Annotated in this window: 11 protein-coding genes; 1 reads left to right on the forward strand and 10 read right to left on the reverse strand. The window is 65.9% G+C overall.

Annotation, left to right across the window (positions count from 1 at the left end; translation table 11 throughout):
• Positions 1-169 precede the first annotated feature (169 nt).
• From I4484_RS11135 to I4484_RS11165, 7 genes are all read right to left on the reverse strand, one after another.
• Positions 170-1,087, reverse strand: a complete 918-nt coding sequence (locus tag I4484_RS11135) for a LysR substrate-binding domain-containing protein (protein WP_197447378.1) — start codon at positions 1,085-1,087, stop codon at positions 170-172.
• A gap of 117 nt (positions 1,088-1,204) precedes the next feature.
• On the reverse strand, positions 1,205-2,623 hold the full coding sequence (gene cls / locus I4484_RS11140; protein ID WP_197447379.1) for a cardiolipin synthase: 1,419 nt from the start codon (positions 2,621-2,623) through the stop codon (positions 1,205-1,207).
• Positions 2,624-2,768: 145 nt separating this feature from the next.
• A complete protein-coding gene (locus I4484_RS11145) occupies positions 2,769-4,274 on the reverse strand; it encodes a fumarate hydratase (protein ID WP_197447380.1) in 1,506 nt (501 codons plus the stop codon).
• Between the two features lie 172 nt (positions 4,275-4,446).
• Positions 4,447-5,268: an endonuclease VIII gene (gene nei, locus I4484_RS11150; RefSeq protein WP_197447381.1), complete on the reverse strand. Its 822-nt coding sequence runs from the start codon at positions 5,266-5,268 to the stop codon at positions 4,447-4,449.
• A 159-nt stretch (positions 5,269-5,427) separates the two neighbouring features.
• Positions 5,428-7,449 carry an excinuclease ABC subunit UvrB gene (gene uvrB, locus I4484_RS11155; RefSeq protein ID WP_197447382.1) on the reverse strand — a complete coding sequence of 674 codons (2,022 nt, stop codon included), beginning with the start codon at positions 7,447-7,449 and terminating at the stop codon, positions 5,428-5,430.
• Positions 7,450-7,530: 81 nt separating this feature from the next.
• A complete protein-coding gene (locus I4484_RS11160) occupies positions 7,531-7,953 on the reverse strand; it encodes an OsmC family protein (protein ID WP_197447383.1) in 423 nt (140 codons plus the stop codon).
• Positions 7,954-7,969: 16 nt separating this feature from the next.
• A complete protein-coding gene (locus I4484_RS11165; RefSeq protein ID WP_197447384.1) occupies positions 7,970-8,167 on the reverse strand; it encodes a hypothetical protein in 198 nt (65 codons plus the stop codon).
• A 139-nt stretch (positions 8,168-8,306) separates the two neighbouring features.
• On the opposite strand from I4484_RS11165, the gene I4484_RS11170 reads away from it, so the two are divergent.
• Positions 8,307-9,347, forward strand: a complete 1,041-nt coding sequence (locus I4484_RS11170; protein WP_197447385.1) for a folate-binding protein YgfZ — start codon at positions 8,307-8,309, stop codon at positions 9,345-9,347.
• Here the strand turns inward: I4484_RS11170 and I4484_RS11175 are convergent.
• The 3 genes from I4484_RS11175 to prfC are packed head-to-tail and all read right to left on the reverse strand — an operon-like array spanning position 9,344 to position 12,292.
• Positions 9,344-10,111: a TatD family hydrolase gene (locus I4484_RS11175; protein ID WP_197447386.1), complete on the reverse strand. Its 768-nt coding sequence runs from the start codon at positions 10,109-10,111 to the stop codon at positions 9,344-9,346. The two genes, I4484_RS11170 and I4484_RS11175, sit on opposite strands and share 4 nt — an antisense overlap.
• A gap of 43 nt (positions 10,112-10,154) precedes the next feature.
• Positions 10,155-10,643, reverse strand: coding sequence for a large conductance mechanosensitive channel protein MscL (gene mscL / locus I4484_RS11180; RefSeq protein ID WP_197447387.1), 489 nt, complete (start codon positions 10,641-10,643; stop codon positions 10,155-10,157).
• 59 nt (positions 10,644-10,702) lie between these two features.
• The gene (gene prfC, locus I4484_RS11185) at positions 10,703-12,292 is read right to left on the reverse strand and encodes a peptide chain release factor 3 (RefSeq protein ID WP_197447388.1); all 1,590 of its coding nucleotides are present in this window, start codon (positions 12,290-12,292) and stop codon (positions 10,703-10,705) included.
• Between the last annotated feature and the right edge of the window lie 10 nt (positions 12,293-12,302).

Raw genomic sequence — 12,302 nt, forward strand, 5'->3', positions numbered from 1 at the left:
GCAGCATATGGTGTATATGTGGCGCCTCGACGGTCCGACGCTTCGGCACCGCGTACAAATTCGTCGGGAACGAATTTGAACAGCCTTTAGGCTGGCCCGAAGGATAGCCGCCAGGGGACGGCGGCGATAGCGCAGCGATTGCGGGCGCAGTCATTCGTCGAGTGCTTTCCTAAGCCTGTAGGAAGTCGCGCGGCAGCTTCATCATCTGCCGCCACAGCTTCTCGACGCCCGGCTTGTGCACCAGCGAGCAGCGATAGAGGCGGATCTCCAGCGGCACGTCCCATTTCTCGCCGCCGGCGCGCACCAGCCGGCCGTTCTTGAGCTCCTCGCGCACGCAGAAGTCGGGAATCCAGGCCAGCCCCACCCCTTGCAGCACCATGCCCTTGAGGCCTTCGGCCATGGCCGTCTCGTAGACGGTACGCAGACGCAGGCGCAGCGGGTCGTTCTTGAGCAGCATGCGCACGCTGCGGCCGAGGAAGGCGCCCTGGGTATAGGCCAGGTAGGGAATCGTGTCCTTGCTGTCGAGGCTGAAGCGCGGCCTGCCCTTGGCGTCGGGGAGGCTGACCGGCAGCATCTTGACCTGGCCGATGGAGAACGAGGGGAACACCTCGGCATCGAGCTGCATGGTCGCGTAGGGATCGTGGTAGGCCAGCATCAGGTCGCAGTTGCCCTCGCGCAGCACGTGGATCGCCTCGCCCACGTTCATGGCCACCAGCCGCGTCGGCAACTCACCCAGCCCCTCCTGCAGGCGTGAGATCCACTCGGGGTAGAAGCTCAGCGCCAGGGAGTGGGCGGCCACGATGTCCAGCGCCTCGCGCGCCATGGAAACGCCACGCAGGTGGCCCAGGCATTCGTTGAGCTGTTCCACCAGGTTGCGCGCCGTGATCAGGAACAGCTGCCCTTCCGGGGTCAGGTTGATGGGCGTGGTCGAGCGGTCGACGAGGGTGACGCCGACTGCCTGCTCGAGTGCGCGAATGCGGCGACTGAAGGCCGGCTGAGTGACATGGCGCTGCCGGGCGGAGGCAGAGAAGCTGCGGGTGTTGGCCAGGGCCACGAAATCTTCCAGCCACTTTGTCTCGAGGTTCACCGGGACTCCCGCTGACAGCAATCACGATTCGAGTGAATTCATCGTGCCCCAGGACATCTTTCTGAGGCAGCGCCTAATGTACCCCAGCCGCTCATCGAACCCAAGGAACTTCACGCCTCACTGGATCGGCGCGGTGAGGTAGGCGGCGCGTGACACCAGCTTGCTCCACAGCGGTCGCCGCTGAAGCTCCTCGTAGCTGATGCGACGGCAATCGGCGAAGTCCCGCTCGAGCATCAGGTGCACCTCGGCCGCGAAGCGACGGTCGGGGATGAAGGCGGTGATCTCGAAGTTGAGGCGGAACGAGCGATTGTCGAGGTTGACCGTACCGACCGCCGCGGCGCTGTCATCGATCAGTATCACCTTCTGATGCAGGAAGCCCGGCTGGTAGCGATATACCTTGACCCCGGCCCGCACCATGTCGGGGAGGAACGAGAAGGCGGAAATGTAGATCAGCAGGTGGTCGGGATGCTCGGGCATCATGATGCGAACATCGACGCCGCGCATGGCCGCCAGGCGCAGGGCGTCCTGTACGCCCTGGTCGGGCACGAAGTAGGGGCTGGTCACCCACAGCCGCTCCCTGGCGCTGTGGATGGCCTGCTGCACCAGCAGGCTCGCGGTCTCCTGGCGATCGGCGGGGCCCGACGGCACGATGACCACGTTCTGGCACTCGTCGCAGGTCACTAACGGCTCCCAGCACAGGTTGATGACTTCACCGGTCGCCCAGTGCCAGTCTTCCCAGAAGGCCTCTTGCAGGCCCAATACGCTGGGGCCGGTGAGCTTCAGGTGGGTATCGCGCCAGGGACCGTGCCGGGGATGCTGGCCGAGGTACTCGACCCCGACGTTGAAACCGCCTAGCCAGCCCTCTCGGCCGTCGACCACCAGGATCTTGCGGTGGTTGCGAAAGTTGAGCTGAAAGCGGTGCTTGAAGCCGCGCGACGAGCGGAACGGGCTCACTTCCACCCCTGCATCGGCGAGCTCGCGGAGATACCCCTCGGCAAGCTTGCGGCTGCCGATCTCGTCGAACAGGAAGTAGACCCGCACGCCGCGTCGCACGGCGCGAAGCAGGCGCTCCTTCAACTGCTGCCCCAGGGCATCGTGGCGGACGATGAAGAACTGTACCAGCACGTAGTCGCGGGCGGCATCGATGCCGGCGAAGATGCTGTCGAACGTGGCCTTGCCGTCGATCAGCAGTTGCGCATGGTTGCCGCTGGTCAGCGGCATCATGGCCAGACGCTCCACCGCGCGCACATCGGGGCTGCGGGCATCGGCCAGATACGGTTCGAGGCGGACGCGATAGTCGGCGAGAATGCGCCGCAGCACGGTGTCGCGCTCGCCGCGGGCGGAAACGTAGCCATAGAAACGTGGCCGGCCGAAGATCCAGTAGGCAGGCACCGCCAGATAGGGGAAAGTGACCAGGGAGATGATCCAGGCCACGGCGCCCTGTGAGGTGCGACTCGAGAGCAGCGCCAGGATCGCCGACAGAAAGCCGAGCAGATGCACCAGGAAAATCGCTAGGCCGAACAGCCAGGATGCCATGATCTCTCCCTGAAAAAACAGCACGCTGCAGCATACCCCAGACGACGACGGCCCCGCCAGTTGGCGGGGCCGTTTGCAGCATGGGCCATCGACGACCAGAAGGACGCCGGGGACAGCCTTGTTCCCGGCCCAGGGTCGAGCGCCCTCAAGCGCGCTCGGCGATGATCTCCTTCCACTTGGCGGGGCCGGTCTGGTGCACCGAGGTGCCCTGGCTGTCCACCGCCACGGTGACCGGCATGTCCTCGACCTCGAACTCGTAGATCGCTTCCATGCCCAGGTCGGCGAAACCCACCACGCGGGACTTCTTGATCGCCTGGGCCACCAGATAGGCGGAACCGCCCACGGCCATCAGGTAGACCGCCTTGTTGTCGCGGATCGCCTCGATCGCCGCCGGGCCGCGCTCGGCCTTGCCCACCATGCCGAGCAGGCCGGTCTCTTCCAGCATGGTACGGGTGAACTTGTCCATGCGCGTGGCGGTGGTCGGGCCGGCCGGGCCGACCACCTCGTCGCGCACCGGATCCACCGGGCCGACGTAGTAGATGAAGCGCCCTTTCAGATCGACCGGCAGTTCCTCTCCCTTGGCGATCATGTCGACCATGCGCTTGTGGGCGGCATCACGCCCGGTGAGCAGCTTGCCGTTGAGCAGCAGGGTGTCGCCCGGCTGCCAGCTCTGCACCTCTTCCGGCGTGACCGTATCCAGGTTGACGCGCTTGACGTTGTCCCCCGCCTCGCGGGTGATCTCGGGCCAGTCCTCGAGCTTCGGCACCGGCAGCGCGGCCGGGCCGCTGCCGTCCAGGGTGAAGTGCGCGTGACGGGTGGCGGCGCAGTTGGGGATGATCGCCACCGGCTTGTTGGCGGCGTGGGTCGGGTAGTCCTTGACCTTGATGTCAAGCACCGTGGTCAGGCCGCCAAGGCCCTGGGCCCCGATGCCGCTCTTGTTGACCTTGTCGAACAGCTCCAGGCGCAGCTCCTCGGCGCGGTTGGACGGGCCACGCGCCTGCAACTCCTGAATGTCGATGGGGTCGAGCAGCGCCTCCTTGGCGATCTCCATGGCCTTCTCGGCGGTACCGCCGATGCCGATGCCGAGCATGCCGGGCGGACACCAGCCGGCGCCCATCTTGGGCAGTTGCTCGAGCACCCAGTCGACCACGCTGTCGGAGGGGTTGAGCATGGCGAACTTGCTCTTCGCCTCGCTGCCGCCGCCCTTGGCCGCGACGTGCACCTCGACGGTGTCGCCCGGCACCAGCTTGTGATGGATCACCGCCGGCGTGTTGTCGCCGGTGTTCTTGCGCGCTCCGTCCGGATCGGCCAGCACCGAGGCGCGCAGCACGTTGTCCGGGAAATTGTAGGCACGGCGCACGCCCTCGTTAATCATGTCGTCGAGGCTCATGTCGGCCTCGAAGCGTACGTTCATGCCCACATGCACGAACACGGTAACGATACCGGTATCCTGGCAGATCGGCCGGTGCCCCATGGCGCACATGCGCGAGTTGATCAGGATCTGAGCGATGGCATCCTTGGCCGCCGGATTCTCTTCCCGCTCGTACGCCGCCGCCATGGCGTCGATGAAATCCTTGGGATGGTAATAGGAGATGTACTGCAGGGCGTCGGCGACGCTCTGGATCAGATCGTCCTGGCGGATCACGGTCATGTGCTAGGAACTCCTCGGCAGTGTCGGCATGCCCGCTTCTGGATTCGCAAGCGCGAAGCGGCGGGTTCGAACGGTGCCGAATTATACCGTATCGGGACCTGCTAGACAGGTTCGTAGGCCAAGGTAGTAGGCAGACTGGAGATATGCAGGAAGATAACGGTATAAATACAAGTTACTGTGACTGGCACTGCGGGCAAAGATAGAGCCGACGCGAAGCCACCATGGCCCGTTCGATGGGCGTACCGCAGGCATGACACGGCAACCCGTCGCGCTCATAGACAGCAAAGCGACAAAGGCGCCGGTTCTCGCCTCGCCGTCGCGCAGCTGCTGCCCATTCGTCACGGTTGGTCACACCTGCCTGGTCGTAGGCACGCCGCGTCACGTCGAGAATGGCGCGCGCCAGTAGCGCCAGACGCTCCTCGCCCAGCTCCATGGGCTTCTCACTGGGCGAGGCGCCGGCGAAGAACAAAATCTCTGAGCGAAGGTAGTTGCCGATGCCGGCAAATGGCGCCTGGTCGAGCAGCAGGCCGCCCAGCCGGCGGCGCACGAAGCGCGGCTCGCTCAGCCGCGCCATGGCCTGCTCCGGGGTAACGCCGTGGGTCAGCAGGTCGGGGCCGAGCCGGGACAGGAACGGATGCTCGGCGAGCCTGTCGCCCGGCCACAGCGAGACGTCCGAGGCGCTGTAGAGGCTGGCCGAGCGCCCTTCCGCCGTCAGCCGCACGCGCAGCGAGCGCTCGGTATCGGGCTCGCGCTCGGCGTCGTGCAGCTTCCACACGCCGTAGAGCTGGTTGTGACTGTAGAGCACGCGACCGTCGTCGAAGCGGGTCAGCAGCGCCTTGCCCCAGCTGTCCACCGCCGTGACCTCACGCCCTACCAGCGAATCGGCCTCGGCGGCCAGTTCGGGGAAGGCAAACCACACCGACTCCAGCCGCCTGCCAGCAAGCTGCTCGTGCAAGCGGTCGGCGGCACGGCGAATCTCAGGGCCTTCGGGCATCGTGACTCCAAGTTCAGGACAATGCGGGAACGCAGCAAGAGGCGCCGGGGACTGGGCGTAGAGGGGGTCTTTTGCCATGGATGGCAAAAGTAGCGCCCAGGGATGGGTTTACAGCGCCCCCTCGTAGTCCTGTCGACGGAAAGCCTCGAGCGGACAGACTTACCCAAGCGCCAGTTGCCGCTCCTTGAGCTCATGCAGCCGGTCGCGCAGCCGTGCGGCCTCCTCGAACTCCAGGTTCTGGGCCGCCTCGAACATGGCGTCCTCGACCCGCGAGACCTCCTTGACCAGGTCCGTCGGCGAGAGCTCGGAGATATCGTAGATCGCCGCACCCTCGGCCACCTTGCGCTCGCCGCGGCGCCCCTTGCCCTTGCGACCCGGGGCCTGGGCCGCCTCCATGATGTCGGCCACCGAGCGGGTCACGGTGGTGGGCGTGATGCCGTGCTTCTCGTTGTGGGCGATCTGCTTGGCGCGGCGCCGCTCGGTCTCGTCGATGGCGCGGCGCATGGAGTCGGTCACCCGGTCGGCGTAGAGGATCGCCTTGCCGTGGGCGTTGCGCGCCGCCCGGCCGATGGTCTGGATCAGCGAGCGCTCGTTGCGCAGGAAGCCCTCCTTGTCGGCATCGAGGATCGCCACCAGCGAGACCTCGGGGATGTCGAGGCCCTCGCGCAGCAGGTTGATGCCCACCAGCACATCGAACTTGCCCAGGCGCAGGTCGCGGATGATCTCCACCCGCTCCACCGTGTCGATGTCCGAGTGCAGGTAGCGCACCCTCACGTCATGTTCGTCGAGGTACTCGGTGAGGTCCTCCGCCATGCGCTTGGTCAGGGTGGTGACCAGCACCCGCTCGCCCACTTCGGCGCGGGCACGGATCTCGGAGAGCAGGTCGTCGACCTGGGTCGAGGCCGGACGCACCTCGATCTCGGGATCGACCAGCCCGGTGGGGCGCACCACCTGCTCAACCACTTGGCCAGCGTGCTCGGCCTCGTAGGGCCCCGGGGTGGCCGAGACGAAGATCGTCTGCGGGCAGATGCGCTCCCACTCCTCGAAGGTCATGGGGCGGTTGTCCAGCGCCGAGGGCAGGCGGAAGCCGTACTCGACCAGCGTCTCCTTGCGCGAGCGGTCGCCCTTGTACATGCCGCCGACCTGGGGAACGCTGACGTGGGACTCGTCGATGAACAGCAGCGCATCGTCGGGCAGGTAGTCGAAGAAGGTGGGCGGCGGCTCGCCGGGGTTGCGGCCCGAAAGATAGCGCGAGTAGTTCTCGATGCCGTTGCAGTAGCCCAGCTCGTTCATCATCTCGAGATCGTAGAGAGTACGCTGCTCCAGCCGCTGGGCCTCGACCAGGCGATCGTTCTTGCGCAGCCACGCAAGGCGTTCGACCAGCTCGGCCTTGATCGCATCGGCAGCCGAGATGATGGTCTCCCGCGGCGTCACGTAGTGGCTCTTGGGGTAGATGGTCATGCGCGGTACCTGGCCGCGCACCTCGCCGGTAAGCGGGTCGAACAGCCGGATCGAGTCGATCTCGTCGTCGAACAGCTCGACCCGAACCGCTTCCTCGTCGGAATCGGCCGGGTAGATGTCGATCACGTCGCCGCGCACCCGGTAGGTACCACGCTTGAAGTCCATGTCGTTGCGGGTGTACTGCAGCTCCGCCAGGCGGCGCAGGAAGCGGCGCTGATCGATCAGCTCGCCGCGGGTGAAGTGCAGGCGCATCTTGAGGTACTGGTCGGGGTCGCCGAGACCGTAGATCGCCGAGACCGACACCACGATCAGCGCATCGCGCCTTTCCAACAGCGCTTTCGTCGCCGAGAGCCGCATCTGCTCGATGTGGTCGTTGATCGAGGCATCCTTCTCGATGAAGGTATCCGACGAGGGAACGTAGGCTTCCGGCTGGTAGTAGTCGTAGTAGGAGACGAAGTACTCGATGGCGTTGTCGGGAAAGAACGACTTGAACTCGCCGTAGAGCTGGGCGGCCAGGGTCTTGTTGGGCGCCATGACGATGGTCGGCCGCTGCAGCCGCTCGACCACGTTGGCCATGGTGAAGGTCTTGCCCGACCCGGTCACGCCGAGCAGCGTCTGGTGGGCCAACCCGGACTCGAGCCCGTGGATCAGGCCCTCGATGGCGGTAGGCTGATCGCCGGCGGGCTTGAAGTTGGCATTGAGGCGAAACGGCTTGCTCATGACGGCTCCAGACGGCTTCAGGCGCCGTTCGGCGCCCGGACGGTACGTACCGATATCAGCAGCAAAAGGCCGGCCTTCGGCCTATGCCTGGGTGACATCGGCAGCGCGCGTGGTGACTTCCACGGTGGCACTGGTCATGAGGCGATGAATGGGGCACTTGTCGCTGATCTCCTCCAGCCGCACCCGCTGCTCCTCGTCCTCGATGCCATGGAAGGTCATCACCACTTCGAGTCGGTAGACGCCCTTGCGTTCCTCGCTGTCGTCGCGGTTGACCCTGACGCTGACCCCCTCGAGCGGCCACTGCTTGCGCCGGGCGTACATCTGCGCGGTGATCGCCTTGCAGGCGCCGAGGGAAAGGTCGAAGTAGTCGTGTGGGTCCGGCGCACTATCCTCGCCGCCGAAGGCACTGGGCACATCGGCGTAGAGATCCTCGAACCCCTCGATGCGAACCCGCTGACGAAAGATGCTGTTGCGCTCGCTGACGATCTCGATGGACTTGGGCATGGGCGATTCCGTTCGGTTACTTGATATCGATGGGAAGCTTGAGGGCCTGGACGGCACGGATCAGCGCCTCGCGGCTGACGCGCCCCTCCACGTCCGCCCCATGGCGCCCCACCTCGGCGCTCTCCACGCCCTCCACCATCATCAGGGCCGTGGTAATGCGATTGACCTGATCGGCGCTCTCCACGCCGCTGAAACTGAGCGACTGCTGCGGCATGCCTGACTCCCCGGGGCATGGAATAGGAATGCACGAGTCTAACATGGCAACCTTGAAGCGGCAGCCGCTTGCATTCCCGCCGCCGTGCCCGCATACCATGGGCCATATCCCTGACATGACGACCCGGAGCCACACAGGCATGAACGATTGGATAACCGCCCTGGGAGGACGACGCTCGAGCGATGAGCGGGTGGCGTTCGATACGCCAGACCCCGCCCGCCAGGCCATGGAGCATACCGTCATCACTCCGCTCGTCCACCTCGGCGTTCTCGATGTGGTCGGCCCCGGCGCCGGCAAGCTGTTGCAGGGCCAGACCAGCGCCCAGGTCGACCTGGCCGACGGCAGCTTCGCCCCGCTGACCTGCTTCTGCAGCGCCAAGGGGCGCATGCTGGCCAATGCTCAGCTGCTACGCATCGATGCCGAACGCTACCGCCTGATTCTGCATCGCGGCCTGCTCGCGCCGCTGTGCGCCCACCTGAAGAAGTTCGCGCCGTTCTACAAGAGCGAACTCGCCATCCGCGACGACCTGGTACTGCTGGGGCTGATCGGCAAGGAGGCCCAGGCGCTGGCAGAGGTACGCTTCGACGTCGCCCCTCCCGCCGTCTGGCACCAATCGGGCGACGAGAAGGTGCAACTGCTGGCCCACCCGGGGCCACAGTACCGGCTGCTGGCCTGCCTGCCGCTGGAGCAGGCCGAAGCGGTCGCCACCCGACTCAACGAGCAGGCGGCTGCGGTCGGCAACGCCGTGTGGTGCCTGCAGGACATCCAGGCCGGGCTCGCCTGGCTGACGCCAGCCCACCAGGACGCCCTGCTCCCGCAGATGATCAACTGGGAGGCGCTGGGCGGGGTCAGCTTCAAGAAGGGCTGCTACACCGGCCAGGAGGTAGTGGCCCGCGCCCACTTCCGCGGCCAGGTGAAGAAGCGCCTGGTTCGGGCTCAGCTCGAGGGGGAGTGTCTGCCTGCACTCGGCGCAGCGGTGGTCGACGACAGCGGCAAGAGCCTGGGCGAGATCGTGGCGGCGGAACTCGACGCCTACGGCCAGGCCGAGATCCTGGCAGTGCTGAGTACCCGCGACGATCCCGGCCCGCTCAGCGTCGATGGCCAGGCCGTCAAGCTGCTGAAGCTGCCCTACCCCATCGAACGCCTCGATCCGGAGAGCCTGGCCCAGGCAAGCGCCTAGGGCAAGTCCAGCCCGAACACCCGCTTGGCGGTCGCCGTGCTCTGGGCGGCGACCGCCTCCGTGCTCTCCCCTCGCAGCTTGGCCACCATCTCGCACACCTGGGCGATGCGTGCCGGCTCGTTGCGCTGGCCCTGGTGCCCGCATAGCGGCATGTCGGGGCTGTCGGTCTCCAATACGAAGCCATCCTCAGGCAGGCGCTTCACTGCCCGCCACAGGCGCTGGGCGCGCTCGTAGGTCACGGCACCGCCCAACCCCACCACGAAGCCGAGATCGAGGAATTTCCAGGCCTGGTCCGGCGAGCCGGCGAAAGCGTGAATCAAACCGCCCGCCGGCAGGTCGAGCTGGCGCAGCCGCTTGGAGACCTTGTCGTTGGCGTGTACGCAGTGGATCACCACCGGCAGCCGGCGCGCCTTGGCCAGGCGCAGTTGGGCGTTGAACAGCGCCCACTGGTCGTCCAGGGTCTCCTCGAAGCGCGCGTCGATGCCGCATTCGCCCAGCGCCCGCACCTCGGGATGGTCATCCAGCATCTGCGCCAGCGCCTCGACGTCGCCCTCGCCGTGTTCATGCATGAAATAGGGGTGCAGGCCCAGGCTGACGTGGACGTCGTCGCGCTGGCCGAGCGCCAGCACGGCCGGCCAGCGCTCGCGGGTGGTGCCCGGCACCATGAAGTGACCGACACCGGCCGCCCTGGCGCGCGCGAACATCGCCTCGCGGTCGTCGTCGAAGGCCTCGAAGTCGAGGTGGCAGTGGGCGTCGATCAACATCCGTGTCGTGCTCCCTTGCGTGGCGTGGCTTCGCCGCCTGCCGTCACTCCGCCTCGGCTGGCGTCGCCGGCAGCTCAGAGGTGCAGGCCGGACAGCGCGTGGCCGGAATGGGAATCTTGCTGAGGCAGTACGGGCAATCCTTGACCGTCGGCGCCGCCGCCGTCTCGGGCGGATAGGCGAGGTTCTTGAGCCGATTGATGTTGCGGATCAGCAGGAAGGTGGCGAAGGCGACGATCAGAAACGACAGCACCGCATTGAGGAACAGGCCGTAGTTGAGGGTCACCGCCCCCGCCGCCTGGGCCTGCTCCAGGGTGTGGTAGATCTCCTCCCCCGGGCCGTCGCGCAGCACCAGGAACTGGTTGGTGAAGTTCAGCCCACCCGTCGCCAGGCTGATCAGCGGGGTGAAGACATCCTTCACCAGGCTGTTGACGATGGAGGTGAACGCCGCCCCGATGATGATCCCCACCGCCATGTCGACGACGTTGCCCTTGACCGCGAACTCGCGAAACTCCTTCAGCATCTTCGATGCCATGCCCCCATCTCCCCATCGCAGCTTCTTCGGCTTGCTCTCTCGCCTGGTCGACGCCCGCCTCAGTGTTCCCGGGTGGCGGCGAAACGAATCTCCGGCCAGCGCTCCTGGGTCATCTGAAGATTGACCCTCGTGGGAGCAATGTAGGTCAGGTAACCGCCGCCATCCAGCGCCAGGTTGGCGCTCGCCTTGCGCCTGAACTCCTCGAGCTTCCTGGCATCGTCGCAGTAGACCCAACGCGCGGTCTGCACGTTGACCGGCTCGTAGACGCAGTCGACCTTGTACTCCTCCTTGAGCCGGTGCGCGACCACATCGAACTGCAGGGTACCCACGGCACCGAGGATCAGGTCGTTGTTGTCCAGCGGCTGGAACAACTGGGTGGCGCCCTCCTCGGAGAGCTGCTGGAGCCCCTTCTGCAGCGCCTTGAGCTTGAGCGGGTCCTTCAGCTGCACGCGCTTGAACAGCTCCGGCGCGAAGTGTGGAATGCCGGTGAAGCGCATCTCCTCACCCATGGTGAAGGTATCGCCGATCTGGATCGTGCCGTGGTTGTGCAGGCCGATGATGTCGCCGGGCCAGGCCTCCTCGACGTGGGCGCGGTCGGAGGCCATGAAGGTCAACGCATCGGCGATCTTGACGTCCTTGCCGATGCGCACGTGGCGCATCTTCATGTTCTTCTCGTACTTGCCCGAACAGACCCGCAGGAAGGCGATGCGATCGCGATGCTTGGGGTCCATATTGGCCTGGATCTTGAATACGAAACCGGTGAAGCGCGAGTCCTCGGCCTCCACGGTACGGGTGTCGGTCTCGCGCGGCTGCGGCGGCGGCGCGTACTCGACGAAGCCGTCGAGCATCTCGCGCACGCCGAAGTTGCCCATGGCGGTGCCGAAGTAGACCGGGGTCAGTTCGCCGCGGCGGTAGGCGTCGAGATCGAACTCGTGGGAAGCGCCGCGCACCAGTTCCACCTCCATGCGCAGCTCCTCGGCCTGCTCGGCACCCAGCACCGCGTCGACCTCGGGATTGTCGAGCCCCTCGATGCGCCTGTCGTCGGGAATGCGGCTGCCCTGGCCCTGGGTATAGAGATGGATCACGTCGTTGTAGAGGTGATAGACCCCCTTGAAGTGGCGCCCCATGCCGATCGGCCAGGTCATCGGCGCGCACTGGATGTCGAGCACCGTCTCCACCTCGTCCATCACCTCGATGGGATCGCGAATGTCGCGGTCCATCTTGTTGACGAAGGTGAGGATCGGCGTGGTGCGCAGCCGGCACACCTCCATCAGCTTGATGGTCCGCGCCTCGACGCCCTTGGCGCCGTCGATCACCATCAGCGCCGAGTCCACCGCGGTCAGGGTGCGGTAGGTGTCCTCGGAGAAGTCCTCGTGCCCCGGGGTGTCGAGCAGGTTGACGATGCGCCCGCCATAGGGGAACTGCATCACCGAGGTGGTCACCGAGATGCCCCGCTCCTGCTCCATCTTCATCCAGTCGGACGTGGCGTGGCGGTCGTTGCGCTTGCTCTTCACCGAGCCGGCGAGCTGAATGGCGTTTCCGAACAGCAGCATCTTCTCGGTGATGGTGGTCTTGCCCGCATCGGGGTGCGAGATAATGGCGAAGGTTCTACGCAGCCCGACTTCGCGGGCCAGATCGGCAGCTGACATCAGTCTCGGA

This window comes from Halomonas sp. SS10-MC5 (assembly GCF_015992245.1).
Lineage (GTDB): Bacteria > Pseudomonadota > Gammaproteobacteria > Pseudomonadales > Halomonadaceae > Halomonas > Halomonas sulfidoxydans.